Source organism: Labrenzia sp. THAF191a (assembly GCF_009363335.1).
GTDB classification, from domain to species: domain Bacteria; phylum Pseudomonadota; class Alphaproteobacteria; order Rhizobiales; family Stappiaceae; genus Roseibium; species Roseibium algicola.
In genome coordinates this window covers 4,025,515-4,041,507 of record NZ_CP045333.1, presented here as the reverse complement: position 1 = coordinate 4,041,507, position 15,993 = coordinate 4,025,515, and the positions used below count along the sequence as shown (strand labels likewise).

The 15,993-nt window shown below is 57.9% G+C and carries 14 protein-coding genes and 1 pseudogene; 1 reads left to right on the top strand and 14 read right to left on the bottom strand.

Annotated elements, in window-relative coordinates; genetic code table 11:
* Positions 1-22 precede the first annotated feature (22 nt).
* From FIV05_RS18645 to FIV05_RS18635, 3 genes are all read right to left on the bottom strand, one after another.
* A complete protein-coding gene (locus FIV05_RS18645) occupies positions 23-805 on the bottom strand; it encodes a sterol desaturase family protein (protein WP_209009645.1) in 783 nt (260 codons plus the stop codon).
* On the bottom strand, positions 802-1,587 hold the full coding sequence (locus FIV05_RS18640) for a sterol desaturase family protein (RefSeq protein ID WP_055654709.1): 786 nt from the start codon (positions 1,585-1,587) through the stop codon (positions 802-804). Before FIV05_RS18640 ends, FIV05_RS18645 begins: the two co-directional genes overlap by 4 nt.
* A 102-nt stretch (positions 1,588-1,689) precedes the next feature.
* A complete protein-coding gene (locus FIV05_RS18635) occupies positions 1,690-4,083 on the bottom strand; it encodes a patatin-like protein (protein WP_152510568.1) in 2,394 nt (797 codons plus the stop codon).
* A 476-nt stretch (positions 4,084-4,559) separates the two neighbouring features.
* Between FIV05_RS18635 and FIV05_RS18630 the strand changes: the two are divergent.
* Positions 4,560-5,393 (top strand): annotated as a pseudogene (locus FIV05_RS18630) (adenylate/guanylate cyclase domain-containing protein); the annotation flags it as partial.
* A gap of 18 nt (positions 5,394-5,411) precedes the next feature.
* Here FIV05_RS18630 and FIV05_RS18625 read toward each other — a convergent pair.
* The 11 genes from FIV05_RS18625 to rpmD form a co-directional block, all read right to left on the bottom strand.
* Complete coding sequence (locus tag FIV05_RS18625; protein ID WP_208997915.1) at positions 5,412-6,653, bottom strand: replication-associated recombination protein A; 1,242 nt, start codon at positions 6,651-6,653, stop codon at positions 5,412-5,414.
* A 71-nt stretch (positions 6,654-6,724) separates the two neighbouring features.
* Complete coding sequence (locus FIV05_RS18620; RefSeq protein ID WP_152510566.1) at positions 6,725-8,176, bottom strand: DegQ family serine endoprotease; 1,452 nt, start codon at positions 8,174-8,176, stop codon at positions 6,725-6,727.
* Between the two features lie 127 nt (positions 8,177-8,303).
* The gene (locus FIV05_RS18615; RefSeq protein WP_152510565.1) at positions 8,304-10,406 is read right to left on the bottom strand and encodes a methyl-accepting chemotaxis protein; all 2,103 of its coding nucleotides are present in this window, start codon (positions 10,404-10,406) and stop codon (positions 8,304-8,306) included.
* A gap of 261 nt (positions 10,407-10,667) precedes the next feature.
* Positions 10,668-11,093 carry a 50S ribosomal protein L17 gene (rplQ, locus tag FIV05_RS18610; RefSeq protein WP_152510564.1) on the bottom strand — a complete coding sequence of 142 codons (426 nt, stop codon included), beginning with the start codon at positions 11,091-11,093 and terminating at the stop codon, positions 10,668-10,670.
* 81 nt (positions 11,094-11,174) lie between these two features.
* Positions 11,175-12,197, bottom strand: coding sequence for a DNA-directed RNA polymerase subunit alpha (locus FIV05_RS18605; RefSeq protein ID WP_006936426.1), 1,023 nt, complete (start codon positions 12,195-12,197; stop codon positions 11,175-11,177).
* Positions 12,198-12,287: 90 nt separating this feature from the next.
* Positions 12,288-12,677 carry a 30S ribosomal protein S11 gene (gene rpsK / locus FIV05_RS18600; RefSeq protein ID WP_006936427.1) on the bottom strand — a complete coding sequence of 130 codons (390 nt, stop codon included), beginning with the start codon at positions 12,675-12,677 and terminating at the stop codon, positions 12,288-12,290.
* Between the two features lie 71 nt (positions 12,678-12,748).
* Positions 12,749-13,117, bottom strand: coding sequence for a 30S ribosomal protein S13 (gene rpsM, locus FIV05_RS18595; protein WP_031268319.1), 369 nt, complete (start codon positions 13,115-13,117; stop codon positions 12,749-12,751).
* 179 nt (positions 13,118-13,296) lie between these two features.
* Positions 13,297-13,893 carry an adenylate kinase gene (locus FIV05_RS18590; protein ID WP_075284704.1) on the bottom strand — a complete coding sequence of 199 codons (597 nt, stop codon included), beginning with the start codon at positions 13,891-13,893 and terminating at the stop codon, positions 13,297-13,299.
* Positions 13,890-15,221, bottom strand: coding sequence for a preprotein translocase subunit SecY (secY, locus tag FIV05_RS18585; protein ID WP_022998250.1), 1,332 nt, complete (start codon positions 15,219-15,221; stop codon positions 13,890-13,892). The genes FIV05_RS18590 and secY overlap by 4 nt, the downstream gene beginning before the upstream one ends.
* Positions 15,222-15,268: 47 nt before the next feature.
* A complete protein-coding gene (gene rplO, locus FIV05_RS18580) occupies positions 15,269-15,736 on the bottom strand; it encodes a 50S ribosomal protein L15 (RefSeq protein WP_022998249.1) in 468 nt (155 codons plus the stop codon).
* Between the two features lie 23 nt (positions 15,737-15,759).
* On the bottom strand, positions 15,760-15,957 hold the full coding sequence (gene rpmD / locus FIV05_RS18575) for a 50S ribosomal protein L30 (RefSeq protein WP_006936433.1): 198 nt from the start codon (positions 15,955-15,957) through the stop codon (positions 15,760-15,762).
* Positions 15,958-15,993: the final 36 nt, after the last annotated feature.

The window sequence follows — 15,993 nt, the reverse complement described above, 5'->3', positions numbered from 1 at the left end:
CACATGTGAGTACTGTGCGGGCTTACCCGGTTGCCTTGACTTTCGTTTCTTCCGAATCCGGAATTTCGCCGGTCTCTTCCATGGACCGCACCAGCACATCGTACTTCGGATGCACCGTTCCGCAGATCCGGTCCCAGAACGAGAAGAAGTTACCGTAATTGTAGTGAAACTGCGAATGATGCAGATCATGGAACGTCGTGCAAATCAGCGGCGAAGGGAATCGCGACGACTTGGACGCGAAATATTCAAAGCCCGAATGGCCGACCATGCCTGAAATCTGGTCGAACAACCGCAGGGCAAAAACGCTCAAGGCCGGCACCGGCAGCACGAACCAGACCAGAAAATAGAAAAAATGCTCGATCAGGGTGTCGACCGTGGTCGAGCTGTCGTTGCTCCAGACCGTCGGTGCGATCGAGCGGTGATGAGGTACGTGGAATTTGTAGAGCGACGGCCAGTGAAGAATCCGGTGCCCCCAATAGAACCAGGCATCAAACAGGACGAAGCAAACGGCGAACATCAGCGGAAACGACCACCAGCTGAGTTCCAGCGGAGCGAACAGCGTCCAGCCCTGGGTCTGAGCGAAAAATCCGGACGACAGCAGGACGGAAGATGTCGCCAACGCCTTCATGGAGGCACGGATTTCCTCTGCCTGGCGTTTCATGCCGTCACGGTGTTTCTGGATCCGCCGGTCAGGATGACGGGCATTTATCGCGATCATGGTGAACCCTGTCGCGAAATAGACCGCCACCATGGCCGCGTAGGTGAGCGCCAGAACGATGAGGTAATCGACGAGTAGCCCCATCATGATTTTTCCTGTTTGCCGGTGCCGGCATAAAGCGCTTCGAACCCTTCCACCCGCTCGTCATAGGTCGGATGGATAGTGCCGCAGAACCGATCCCAGAAGGAAAAGTAGTTGGCGTAGTTGTAGACGAAATACTGGTGATGCTGGTCGTGGTAGAGCGTGCACAGCAGTGGCCAGGGTTTGCGTGCGCTCGGGCTTGCGAAATGCTCATAGCCGCAATGGCCGATGGCGGCCGACACCTGGTCGAACAACCTGTGGCCCAGGAAAACCAGCGGCGGAATTGGCACAACAAAAAGCACAAGCGCATAATAGGAATGGGCGAACAGCGTATCCACACTGGAGCCTGCATCGTTGGACCAGACTGTCGGTGTCACCGTCATGTGGTGCGGCTTGTGGAACCGGTAGAACATCTTGGTGTGCAGGATCCGGTGCCCCCAGTAGAACCAGGTATCGTGCAGGGCTAGCGAGATGACGAAGAACAACGGCACCGACCACCAGGACAACGCGACGGGGTCGAACAGCGTCCAGCCACGCAGCTGGGCATAAAGGCCGATGGAAAGGCAGCAGCTCGTGATCGACAGCTGCCCCATAGAAGATTTGATATCGCGCAGGGCATCGTGGGTCGGCTGGCGCTTCTGGATCTTGCGGTCAGGGTGACGCCTGTTCATCACCGTCATGGTCAGGCCGGTTGTGAACAGCACGATCAAGCTGGAAGCGTAAAGCACCAGAAAGAAACCCAGAAACACCTCCGGGCCGGTCCCAAAATGTTCGGCAATAAAAGTCATCAACTCAAATATCCACGCGCAATTCCCTGGCCACTTTTGTGCGTAGCGAAAGAGCGGACCTCACGTCAAGGAATGACTTGCCAAATTATGAATATTACCCGGTCAGACGCTTTCCGTCACATGAGCGAAATCGGGATAGATCGACCGGACCAGCTTGTCGACCCGGTCTATTTCCTCTGGAATATCAGAAAGTTTGCCACGTTCTTCTTCCAGAACCGCCAGAAAGATCCGTGCGCGCGCCTGGTTTACCTGGATCTGCGGCAAAGTGCCCTCACCTGCCGCAGACAGAACGATGCTGACCAGCCTGTCGGCGGCGTTGAGACGTCCCCACAGATAATCATGTTCCCGCCAGCTGCGATTGAAGAAGGCACCGAACGTATTCAGGGACTTGCCCTTGAGGTCGAAACCTTCCGTATAAAGGCTTGCCGCATCGGTCGGGCTGATGCGGTCGACCAGGATTTCCGTCACCTCCGAGAAGTCGTTGCGCTGCAATACGGGAAAGGTGATCAGATCGAAAAAACCGAACCCGATATAGGTTCCCATCAGGGATGTGTGACGGCTCTTGTCGAGAAGGTTTCGGGCCGTCTCGGCAAAGAGTTCGTCCTGCAGCCTGTCCAGATCGGCAAGCCCCATCATCTGTGTCAGGGATTTCAGCATTGGCTGGACATGCTCGGCAGCGTCCGGACCACCCGCTTCCGCCGCCCGAACGAACGTTTCGGCGAGTTCCCGGCTGCGGCCACCGAAAAAGCGGTCATTCCAGCGCCAACCCAGATGATCGATCTGCTCGTAGAGCAATCCCTTCATCTGATCGAGCGCCTCGAAATTGGGCGGCGGTAAGTCGGAGCCCGGACGATAGTGATAGAAGCCGTTGAGCTTGCGCACCGCAAAGCGAAGCCGGCGTATCCGGTAGTCGACATCCAGCCCACGCAACAAGGCAACAACATGCGGGTCCGTACGCCCCAGGATGTCCTTGCTCTCGGCTGTCAGGCGGCTGGTGTGACGCGAGTACAGTCCCAGAAGGGCTTCTTCCTGGCCACGTGCACTGTCCAGCCCGCTGAGCCGCGCCGTCAGGCCTGCCAGCCGCTCAGCCAGGGAATGAAGTTTCAGGGACTGATAATTGAGAAAGGCGAACCCTGCCTGCTCGAATGCGGCCACGGTTGCCTGCTTCCGGCATAACGAAAGAATGTCAGGTGTTACCCGGCGCCGCTTTGGCAAAATGCCCGCCACCGCCTTTTCCACCATCGGCCCCGCATCATCGATCAGCTGCGACAGCCAGCGGCTGCGCCGGTTGTTCTGTTCAAGCTCTTTCAGATCATCGCCGATGGGCTCATTGCGCGGAATATGAGCGAGCGAAGCCAGGATCACGCGGAAGAACCCGGGCAGCTCCGAAACGGTGCTATCCGTTTCGACCGGAACCACCGGTGACGGATCCACATAGATCAGCCGCCGGGCAACTTCGCGCACCGCCGGCCGATCCTGAATAACGTCAATCACCGGCGCAAAGGGCTTGTTCATGACGACGCTGCCATCGACAAAACAATGCTGACCGGCTGTCTCGGACGTCAGGTTCAGCCCTCTTGCAAGAAACGCATCCCGGTTGTGCCACGTCAGGTCGTGATCGACCAGCACCCGCTCCATTTCCGCAACCGTTGCAGGAGGGAACGCCCCTGGAAACGAGGACGTCGCACGAGCCGCAAAGACAATTTCCGGAATGCTGTCGGCATCGAACTGGCTTTCGATATCTCCTGGCATTCTGTGCGCGGCATGGAAACTCAGGATCCGGCGATGATCCCACTCCTCGACATAGTCCGGATCGTCCAGGTGAATGCGTCGCTTGATGCCGTTGTAATCGGTGATCGTCACGAACAGGTCGAGCGTCTGACCACGCGGGATCAGACTGCGGCCGGGCACGGCACCGTCCTCCATCTTCTGGCAGGCATCCAGCATCCAGCCGATGAACCGTTCACCGGAAAACGGTGGGGTGAACCAACGCGCCTGCATGAACAGTCGCAGCTTCTCGCGCGTTTCCGCGCTTTCTATCTGCTTTGTCAGCCGTGTGGAAATCAGCTGGTCCAGCACCGGCGAAATGGAAATCTTCAGGTATCGGGACAAACCGGCCTGTGGCCGGGCCAAACGCGTGACATCGGCATTTTCCAGCCACATCTCGCTGTGGCTGTCGAGTGGCAGGTCGTGAGTGATGGCCCGCGCAAGCATGATGCCGTTGACGCCACCTGCAGACGCACCGGCAATTGCGTCAACCACCACCCGGATGTCGGCAACGGAGGACAACAGATCGAGCAGATCCTTGTAGGCGCTTTGAACCGGAGGAAGCTCCTGATCGGGTGCTTCCTGGGCAGAACCGTTCGATTTGCGGTCGAGGCGAACGCTCGACGCCCGAACAAGATTGAGGATTTCCCGGCTTACGCCATGCATGTAGATGGCAAGCGAAACGCCGCCATAAAACACCAGCGCCAATCTGAGTTCGATTTCCTTCATGAGGTCACCGTGGGGAACATGTTGAAGTCCTAACACGAAAGAATGGCTACTATCTTTATGCGGCGGACCTTTCCATTCGCCAATCAAGACATGGCGGAACTATGCTCCCGCCCGATCACTTCTATGCAAACATGGTTTGACGACGAGGCTTGCCGGGAACTTGGCGCTCTGAAGCGTGCTACAATTTTCCCCCGCCTGACCTGTATATTCCGCTAAGATAGTTCATGGATCCGACAGTGATTCTTTAAAGTTCAGCATTATAAATCAGACAATGAGACCAGACCTTTTCGACGCGGAATGAAATGGCCAAGAGTGTAGATACAGCTGCCCAAAGCTCCGATGATACCGGGCAAGCCGACCAGACGACCTCGCTGCAATCCCTGCAGGAAGAGAACGACTATCTGCGATCCGAGTTGGAAGATCTGCGCCTCCTGTACGAGGCGACCATCGAGCATGGCGAAGCGGTCGAGGACCAGCTGGCGGATCAATCCACCAAGCTCGAGGCACTTTCGCGGCAGCTCGCCAAATACCTTTCGCCTCAGGTCTATCAATCCATTTTCGAAGGCCGTCAGGAAGTCAAGATTGCGTCCACACGCAAGAAACTGACGGTTTTCTTCTCCGATATAGCCGACTTCACCGAAACGGCAGACCGGCTTGAATCAGAAGAACTCACGGCGATCCTCAACCAGTATCTGACGGAGATGTCGAATATCGCGCTGCGCTACGGCGCGACCATCGACAAATACGTCGGCGACGCCATCCTGATCTTTTTCGGTGACCCGGAAACACGTGGTGTGACCGAGGACGCACTTGCCTGCGTACGCATGGCCATCGACATGCAGGACCGGATGAAGGCGCTCCAGGGTGCCTGGCGGGAAGCCGGTATCTCCAAACCGATGAAATGCCGCATGGGGATCCATACGGACTATTGCACCGTGGGCAATTTCGGCAGCGAAGACCGGTTGGACTACACCATCATCGGACGAGGCGTGAACACGGCCTCACGCCTGGAAAGCCTTGCCACACCGGGCTCTATCCTGATCTCCTTCGAAACCTATTCGCAGGTGAAAGAGCAGATCAAATGCGCTGAAAATGGTGAAGTCAACGTCAAGGGGATTGCCTATCCGGTCTCCACCTACGAGGTAATCGGCCTGAAGGAACCCGTTCCGGTCAAGGATGATCTGGAAGTCGACCTGGTGTCTCGCCAGTTGGACAAGATTTCCGACACGATGGCACCGGAAGACCGGGACAAGCTGATCGCCACACTCAAGAGCGCCCTCGACCGTCTGACATCAACCGAAACCGCCTGATCTTTCAGGCTACCGAGCTCAGCCGCGTTCCTTGCGCCGCTTGTCCCAGAACTCCAGGCGTTTTCTCAGTTCCCGCTCAAACCCTCTCTGGGGTGGGTCGTAATAGGTCTTGCGGCCCAACTGCTCTGGAAAATAGTCCTGACCGGAAAAGCCGTCGGGAGCATCGTGGTCGTATTGATAGCCGTCGCCGTACCCTTCCTGCTTCATCAGCTTGGTGGGCGCGTTGAGGATATGCTTGGGCGGCAGCAGAGAGCCGCTGGACTTGGCATCCCGCATCGCCGCCTTGTAGGCCACATAAGCACCGTTCGATTTCGGCGCCGTTGCAAGATAGATCACCGACTGCGCAAGCGCCAATTCCCCTTCGGGCGACCCGAGCATCTGGTAGGCGTCACGGGCCGCATTGGCTTGCACCAGTGCATTGGGGTCGGCCAGCCCGATGTCCTCAACCGCCATGCGGATAAGACGCCGGGCAAGATAGAGCGGGTCCTCCCCGCCATCCAGCATCCGGCAGAACCAGTAGAGGGCGGCATCGGGATCGGACCCCCGCACGGACTTGTGCAGCGCGGAAATCAGATTGTAATGGCCGTCGGCACTCTTGTCGTAAATCGGCGCCCGCCTCTGGACAATTTCCTGCAGGCGCTCGGCATCGAAGACCTCGTCCTCTCCTGCGGCGCGCCAGACATCCTCGGCCAGGGTCAGAGAAGAGCGGCCGTCGCCATCGGCCATGCGGATCAGCACCCGTCGGGCTTCCTCGTCAAGCGGCAGCTTACGCTCTTCCAACTCCTCTGCCCGCGCCAGCAGTTTTTCGATGGCGTCCGCGGAAAGGGAATGGAACGTCATGACGTGAGAGCGCGACAGCAAGGCCGCGTTAAGCTCAAAAGACGGGTTTTCCGTGGTCGCACCAACCAGCGTGATCGTGCCGTCCTCCATCACCGGAAGGAAGCTGTCCTGCTGCGCCCGGTTGAACCGATGGATCTCGTCAACGAAGAGCAGCGTTGCCCTGCCGCTCATGCGCCGGGCGCGAGCCGTTTCGAACACCTTCTTCAGGTCCGAAACACCGGAAAAGATCGCAGAGATCTGTTCGAACGCGAGGTCCGTTTCATTGGCCAGCAACCGGGCAATGGTTGTCTTGCCGGTACCCGGCGGCCCCCAGAAGATCAACGAACCAAGCGTCCGCGTCTTCAGCATGCGCGACAGCGTGCCTTCCGGCCCGAGCAGGTGATCCTGCCCCACCACATCGGCAAGTTTGGTCGGTCGCATCCGGTCCGCCAGTGGCCGCGGGCCGGACTGGCTTAGTCCGGAAGCTTCGAACAGATCGCTCACACTGTCTCCTAACCGCGCAGGATGAGCTGTGAAACCTTGCCGTCCCGCTCGATATCGAGCTGCCAAACACGCGGTGGCTTCTTGGTGATACCTTCCAGCATTTCGGTGGTCTCGACGGTTTGCCGGTTGATCCCCCGGATGATGTCGCCCGGGCGAAGCCCCACACGGTCCGCGGTGCTGCCGCGCTTCACTTCGGCAATCACGACACCGTCGAAAATCCCTTCCATTCCCAGTTCCTCGGAAACGGCAGGCGAAAGGTTCATGACCGTCGCGCCTTCGAAGGGCGAATACTCGACAAGTTCACGTGTATCCCGTGGAATGGTTTCGGGAGCCGGCTGCAGTGACACGGTCACATGCTCTTCCGCACCGTCCCTCAGGACAACAAAATCGGTCTGTTCGCCAATCATCTTTGTTGCGAAACGATAGCCGAAGGAATTGGGATCGGTCACTTCCTTGCCGTCAACCGCAATTACCAGATCGCTGACCCGAAGCCCGGCCTCAAAGGCAGGTGACCCATCAAAGACTGCCGTCACAAGCACACCGCGTGGCCGGTCGAGAGACAGTGCTTCAGCGATTTCGGCATTCACCAGCTGCACTGTCGCGCCCAGCCAAGGCCGCTGCACCTTGCCGCCATGATCGGCAGCTTTCGCAACGAAACGCGCCATATGCGCCGGAATGGCAAAGCCGATACCGTTGGAGCCGCCGGAGCGAGAATAGATGGCCGAGTTGATGCCAACCAGCTTGCCGGTCATATCGACAAGCGCACCGCCGGAGTTGCCCGGGTTGATTGCCGCGTCGGTCTGGATGAAGAACTGAAAGTCCGTCACGCCGACCTGCGTGCGAGCCGTGGCCGAAACGATGCCCTGGGTAACCGTCTGGCCGACACCGAACGGGTTACCGATGGCAAGCACGATGTCGCCGACTTCAAGGCTGTCGGAATCCGCAAAGTCGATGCTTTCGAAAGGTCCATCACCCCGGATCTTCAGCACCGCGAGGTCGGTACGTTCGTCCATGAGAACGATATCGGCATCGAATTCACGACGGTCGTTCAGGGCGACGCGAACGTCGTCCGCGTCCTTGATCACATGATGGTTGGTGATCACCGTACCATCACTCGAAATGATGACGCCGGATCCAAGGGACGATTCAACCCGCTGCCGTGGCCTGTCGTTCCCGCCGGGCTGGCCGAAGAACCGGCGAAAGAAGGGATCGTCCATGAAGGGCGACACTTGCCGACGCTGCACCACCTTGCGGCTCGCATAAACGTTGACCACCGCCGGCGCGACCTTTTTCACGATTGGCGCGAAGGAGAGTTTGATCTGCGCATCGCTTTGCGGAACAAGCCGAAGATCGGCCGGAGACGGCTGCACCGTCTGGGAAAGCGCAGCAGACATACCGATCAGGCCGGCCAGGCCCGCTATGACAAGGGAACGCGTAAAGCTGGTCAGGACCAGGCGCATGGCGGGTGCCTCTTTTTCGAATCTTCTCATATCCATCGCGATACATGGCAGATAGGGAGGAAAAGAGGCAAATACAAAAGGGGCCGCTGGATTTCCGGCGGCCCCTTTTTCATCATGCAGGCTTACTTCAGGCCGAACGAACCTGCGCAAGGAAGCTGCGCACTTCCTGATCCAGTTCTTCAGCTTTCGATGCCATGTCCGCTGCTTCTTCGGAGAAGTTCTGTGCAGCCATGTTGGTATCGTTCGACAGAGAAGAAACGTTGCGGATGTCCTCGGTAACCTTGGAGGTTCCACCGGCAGCCCGCTGAGTGTTCTCTGCAATGCCCTGCGTCGCGTAGCTCTGCTCGGTAACGGCTGCAGCAACTTCGCTCACCGACTTTGTAATCTCGTCGATGGTCTTCTGGATGTCGCCGATGGCATCAACCGCATCGTCGGTCGCCCCGCGGATGGCATCGATCTGCTGCTGGATTTCGCCGGTAGCCTTGCCTGTCTGGGACGCAAGGTCCTTGACCTCGGAGGCAACCACCGCAAAGCCCTTGCCGGCTTCACCGGCACGTGCGGCTTCGATGGTGGCGTTGAGAGCCAGAAGGTTGGTCTGGTCGGCGATATCGGAAATCAACGTGACGACTTCGCCGATCCGGTTGGCAGCTTCCGCAAGCGATCGCACCGTATCGTTGGTCGTTTCCGCACGTTTGGTTGCTTCGGCAGCAACGCTGGAAGAGCGTTCGATCAATGTCGAGATTTCCTGGATCGAGCTGGAAAGCTGATCGGAAGCTGCCGCGATCGATTCCACTTCGGCCAGGGTTTCCTCGGACATAGTGGCCGCATTGGCAGATGTTTCGCCTGCCATGTCGGTCATGCTGCGCATCTTGTTGGCCGATTCGCGCAAGGTTGCAGCGGTATGAGCCACCTTGTCGACGACAGTGCCGACAGTCGCTTCGAAGTCGCCGGCAAGGCTTGCCAGCATTTCCTGGCGCTGCTCTGCCTGACGTCTTGCATCATCGGCTTCCTCGGCTGCACGGCGCTCGTTTTCTTCAGCTGCATTCTGGCGGATCTGAAGAACGGCCCGGCCGATGTCGCCGATTTCGTCCTTGCGGTTCGCAGCCTTGATCTCCGCACCAAGATCACCGGAGGCAATCGCGTTGAGAGCCCCTACAAGCGTGGTGAGAGGACGGGTGATCGACTGGGAGAAGAACAGGGCAATGACGGCTGCAACGGCAATTGTTGCAAGCGACCAGAGGAACATCTGATCGCGCATGCGAATGACGGCAGAAAGCGTTTCTTCAACGCTCTTCTCTGCAACGATGGCCCAGTTCTGCCCCTGGAAGGCTAGCGGACGGGCAACGACAAGATCATCAACGCCATCAGCCCCCTGAACGATACCGGCTGAAGCGGTGCCGGCGGCAGCCTCAATCGCCGGTCCGCTGGAAACGCTGGTGCTGAGCGCAGTCGGCGCTCCTGCAAGCGGCATGTCGCTGAGCGCGAGGCCGTCCTGGTTGATCACGTAAACCTGACCGGTTTCACCAAGGTCTTCACGGTTCGCAACAACTTCACTCAGGAAATCGGAATCGATCCGCATGACGGCAACACCGCTGAGGCTGATCGTACCGAACGAATTCATGAAGACGGGCGATGCCAGGAACAGAGAGCCCTTGCCGCCGGCAGGGGTGTAAGGTGCAAAGACACTGGCGGCGATCTCCCCCTCACCCAGCTCCTTGGCAGCGTTGTAGACTGTCTCCAGGCCGGTCCCTTCGGCAACACTGCCTTCGCCAAGCTTGGACAGGAATTCGTCACCCTTGGTGACCGAATAAAGAATGAGGCCGGCGTTATCGAGCAGATAAAGATCTGCGAAGCCGCCGTTTTTCCAGACATTGTAGAAGGCCGGGTGCGCCTCGGTGTGGCGCCAGGCATACATTGTCTTCTGTTCCTTGCCTGTGACCGCTGCACGTTCTTCAGGGCTCTGCGGCGCCTGGAACAGGCCGAGAATTTCGTCTTTTTCCTTGGCAAGGTTCATGGTCGCGTTGCCAAGGTTGCTCAACGGATCCGACACGCTGGACGCCAGGTTCACGATCTGGGATTCAGCTGCGTGCAGGCGCGACTGCAGGAGCGCGTTACGCGCTGTGATGACCATGCCAAGTTCGGCTTCTGCCGCTTGTTGCAATCCGTCGCGACCGGTCATGTAGCCGATGACACCCACCGCCGCACATGCGGCGACTGTAATCACGATCATCAGAGCCGGAATAACAAAAGAAAGTCGAAGAGAAGGCGACCTCTTCTTAGAAGCGGAATTCGTTTTGGCTATCACAGTAAATCTCCCCAGCCTCTCCCACTAGTCCAGGAGGCATGGCTAGAAGCTAGGCAGTTTTCCTTAAATCATTGATAATTGCGGTCTCATTATTCGAAACGAATACGTTTGGGCGGACAGTCACGAAGACAACAAAAAAAGGCGGGCAAATCTGCCCGCCTTTCCCGATTGCCATTGAGGCAATTATTACGCTGCGTTTTCAGCTGCTTCTTCAGCTTCAACGCGAGCACGGTCTTCAGCACCGCGTTCTTCCGGATCACGGTCGACCAGCTCGATGACAGCCATCGGAGCGTTGTCGCCATAGCGGAAGCCGGCTTTCAGCACGCGGGAATACCCGCCGCTGCGGTCCTTGTAACGCTCACCGAGCGTTTCGAACAGCTTGGCAACCATTGCCGCATCGCGAATCTGCGAAATGGCCTGGCGGCGTGCATGCAGGTCACCGCGCTTGCCCAGGGTGATGAGCTTGTCGATGATCGGCTTCATTTCTTTAGCCTTCGGCAGGGTCGTTACGATCTGTTCGTGCTTGATCAGCGACGCTGCCATGTTCGCGAACATAGCCTTACGGTGGCTAGAGGTCCGGTTGAGCTTGCGGCCGGATTTACCGTGGCGCATGGCCCTCTCCTTTTTCTTTCAGGCAGTCAGTTCTTCTGGTTGAACTCTTGCCCGGTTGATCCTCACAGGACGCGTACGCCCTTAGTACTGATGGTCTTCGTAGCGCTTGGCGAGATCATCGATGTTCTCAGGCGGCCAGTTGGCAACTTCCATGCCGAGATGGAGACCCATCTGGGCGAGAACTTCCTTGATTTCGTTCAGCGACTTGCGGCCGAAATTCGGGGTCCGCAGCATTTCCGCTTCGGTCTTCTGAATGAGATCGCCAATATACACGATATTGTCGTTCTTCAGGCAGTTTGCAGACCGTACAGACAGTTCCAGCTCGTCGACCTTCTTCAGAAGCGCAGGGTTGAAAGCCAGTTCCGGGACGCTGTCCTCGGCGACTTCACGCTGCGGCTCTTCGAAGTTGACGAAGATGGAGAGCTGATCCTGCAGAATGCGTGCAGCGAATGCCACGGCGTCTTCCGGCTTGACGGAACCATCGGTTTCGACAGTCAGGGTCAGCTTGTCATAGTCAAGAACCTGGCCTTCACGGGTGTTTTCCACCTTGTAGGAGACCTTCTTGACCGGAGAGTAGAGGCTGTCGACCGGGATCAGGCCAATCGGCGCATCTTCCGGACGGTTCCGGTCCGAAGAATGGTAGCCCTTGCCGGTGTTGACGGTGAATTCCATGCGGATTTCAGCGCCTTCATCCAGCGTGCAGAGCACCAGTTCCGGATTGAGAACCTCAACGTCGCCAACAGTCTGAATATCGCCGGCGGTAACAACACCCGGGCCCTGTTTGCGCACGACCATGCGCTTGGGTCCCTCGCCTTCCATGCGGATGGCGATTTCCTTGATATTCAGCACGATGTCGGTGACATCTTCCCGGACACCCGGGATCGACGAGAACTCATGCAGAACGCCATCGATCTGAACGGCAGTCACGGCGGCACCCTGCAGAGAAGACAGCAGGATACGGCGCAGCGCGTTGCCAAGGGTCAGACCGTAGCCACGCTCGAGCGGCTCGGCAACGACGGTTGCCAAGAAGCGCGGGTCTTCACCCGGCTTGATCTCGAGTTTGGTCGGCTTGATCAGTTCTTGCCAGTTTTTTTGAATGGTCACGTTTTCGTCCCTTCGGCTATCCCGCCCGGCGGATCAGCGCCAGGCCATTCTTTGCCATTTGGAGAAACAAGTACCTAAAGCTGGGAAGCCTTAGACGCGGCGACGCTTGCGCGGACGGCAGCCGTTGTGCGGAATCGGCGTCACGTCACGGATGGACGTGATCAGGAAACCGGCGGCCTGCAGGGCACGCAGAGCAGATTCACGACCGGAACCCGGACCGCGCACTTCCACTTCCAGGGTGCGCATGCCGTGCTCGGCAGCTTTTTTCGCAGCGTCTTCCGCAGCAACCTGGGCAGCATACGGAGTGGACTTACGGGAACCTTTGAAACCGAGTGCACCGGCGGACGACCAGGAGATCGCGTTGCCCTGTGCGTCGGTGATCGTGATCATGGTGTTGTTGAACGTGGAGTTCACATGCGCGACGCCAGAAGAGATGTTCTTGCGTTCGCGGCGACGCACGCGCGTCGTGTCTTTAGCCATTCTCTTATCCTTGTTTTGATCTCGTCACTGCCGTAATGCCGGCAGCTCCACCACCAATCGAGGCAGGGTAATTACTTCTTCTTACCAGCGATCGGTTTAGCCGGACCCTTGCGGGTACGTGCGTTCGTGTGCGTCCGCTGACCGCGAACCGGCAGGCCGCGACGGTGACGCAGGCCGCGGTAGCAGCCAAGGTCCATCAGACGCTTGATGTTCATCGCGGTCTCGCGACGCAGGTCACCTTCAACGAGGTAATCGCGGTCGATGGTTTCGCGGATGGACAGAACTTCTGCGTCGGAAAGCTCGTTCACACGGCGGGCAGCATCGATGTTGTTCTTTTCGATGATTTCCTGCGCGAACTTCGCGCCGATGCCGTGAATGTACTGAAGCGCGATGACAACGCGCTTGTTCGTCGGGATGTTAACGCCAGCAATACGTGCCACGTTCGTCTCCATGATTACGCAGCGAGACCATGGTCTTGCCGCAGGTTGTAATGCCCGCGTCCGGTGGAGTCCGGCCCTTGCGGGTACGAAAATGCCGGGGCAACCCCGGCACAGAGAATGCCGGCCCCACGTACATGGAACCGGCTTAACTGTAAGCTAGAGCGGGTCGTTTAACGGCTCTAAACCTTTTCGTCAAGTCCTTGAAGAACGGAATCTATTGAAGCCGTCACTTCATCAATGGACTGCATGCCGTCAATCACGGAAAGAAGACCTGTCTTCTCGTAATACGGCACAACAACTGCGGTATCGCGGTTGTAGGCTTCAAGACGTTGCTTGAAGACTTCCGGGTCATCGTCCTTGCGCACCGGCTGACCGGCAGCCTGTGCATCAGCGGCACGCTTGATGATCCGATCGACCAGCTTCGACTGGTCGACACGCAGTTCGATTACGGCATTCAGCTTGAGGCTGTTTGCTTCCAGCATCTCGTCAAGCGCTTCGGCCTGGGCGAGCGTGCGGGGAAAACCATCAAGAATGAATCCGTTCTTGGCATCTTCTTCGGCGATCCGGTCGCGGATGATACCGACAACGATCTCATCCGACACGAGCCCACCTGCGTCCATGACTTCCTTGGCTTTAACGCCTACCGGGGTCTGGGCGGCCACTGCGGCCCGCAGCATGTCTCCGGTGGAGAGCTGCGGGATCGCGTATTTCGCAACGAGGTGCGCGGCCTGTGTCCCCTTCCCCGCTCCTGGCGGTCCAACCAGAATAAGCCTCATCGACGCCTCCCACTTAATTTCGCTTTTTTCACCAGACCCTCATATTGGTGCGCAAGCAAATGCCCCTGGATCTGTGACACGGTATCCATCGTCACGCTTACGACAATCAACAAAGAGGTGCCACCGAAATAGAACGGAACGCCTGTCGCCGAAATAAGGAATTCGGGTAATAGACAAACGACGGTGATGTAAATTGCACCGACCACCGTAATGCGCGTCAGAACGTAGTCGATATACTGCGCTGTACGCTCGCCGGGACGGATCCCGGGAATGAAACCGCCGTGTTTCTTCAGGTTGTCCGCAGTGTCGCTCGGATTGAAAACGATCGCGGTATAGAAGAAACAGAAGAACACGATCATCGCTGCGTAGAACACCATGAACAACGGCTGGCCGTGACCAAGCGCCGCAGTGATATACGTCAGCCACTCATTGCCCGAACCCTGACTGAAGCCGCCGATAGTGGCGGGAACCAGCAGAAGGGAGGACGCGAAGATCGGCGGAATCACACCAGCAGTGTTGAGCTTGAGCGGCAGGAACGAGGTGTTGCCCTCGAACATGCGGTTGCCCATCTGGCGCTTCGGATACTGAATCAGCAGTCTGCGCTGAGCCCGCTCCATGAACACGATCAGTGCGATCACCACGACAGCCAGTATCAGGATGCCGAGAATCAGGATCGTCGACATCGAACCCTGGCGGCCGAGTTCAAGCACGTTGACCAGCGCGACCGGCAGACCGGCGACAATGCCGGCAAAGATGATCAGCGAAATACCGTTACCGATACCGCGCGATGTGATCTGCTCACCGAGCCACATCAGGAACATGGTACCGCCGACAAGCGTCAGAACAGTTGAAGCCCGGAAGAACCAGCCCGGATCGGCAACCACATTGGTCGCTCCTTCCAGACCGACTGCGATACCGTAAGCCTGGAAAGCCGCCAGGATAACAGTGCCGTAGCGCGTGTACTGGTTGATGACCTTGCGGCCCTGCTCGCCTTCCTTCTTCATCTGCTCGAGCGTCGGAACGACGGTCGTCATGAGCTGCATGATAATGGAGGCGGAAATATACGGCATAATGCCGAGAGCGAAGATCGCCATGCGCTCGACAGCACCGCCGGCAAACATGTTGAACATGCCGATGATGCCGGACTGGGCCTGATTGAAGGCCTGCGCAAAGGCGTCCGGATTGATGCCGGGCAAGGGAATGTAAGTGCCCAGTCGATAAACCAAAAGCGCCCCCAGTGTGAACCAGATGCGCTTTTTGAGTTCTTCAGCCTTGGCGAAAGCTGAGAAATTGAGATTTGACGCCAGTTGCTCGGCGGCCGATGCCATGCCCTACTCCGGAATGCTTGCCCAAGAAATGGGTGAAGCCCAGGCTGTTAAGCCTGAGCTCCCAGAACGGCAACCTTGCCGCCTGCTTTTTCGATCGCTGCAACAGCGCCCTTGGAGGCACCGGCAACTTCAAAGGTCACTGCAGCGGTGAGTTCACCGTTGGCAACGATGCGCACACCGTCACGGACCCGCTTGACAACGCCTGCTGCCTTCAGCGCTTCGACGGTAACCGTCTCGGACGCATTCAGCTTGCCTGCATCAATCGCCTTCTGAACACGACCAACGGACACAGTGTTGTAGTCCTTGGCAAAAATGTTCGTGAAGCCGCGCTTCGGCAGACGGCGGTGAAGCGGCATCTGACCGCCTTCAAAGCCTTTGATGGCAACGCCGGAACGGGACTTCTGACCTTTGACACCACGGCCACCGGTCTTGCCCTTGCCGGACCCGATGCCGCGAGCCACACGCATGCGGTCTTTTACGGCACCTTCGTTGTCACGAAGTTCATTGAGCTTCATGTTCGTTTCTCCTCACCCCGTTCTTACGCGTTGTCTTCGACGACGCGAACGAGATGCTGGACCTTATTGATCATGCCGCGCACTTCAGGAGTATCCTTCAGTGTGGAACGGCGGTGCATCTTGTTCAGGCCGAGACCGACGAGCGTCGCGCGCTGGTCCTTAGGACGGCGCAGCGGGCTGCCGATCTGTTCGACCGTGACAGTCTTTTCGGTGTTCGCCATGGAACATACCCTCTCTCAGCTGGGGACCGGAGCCGC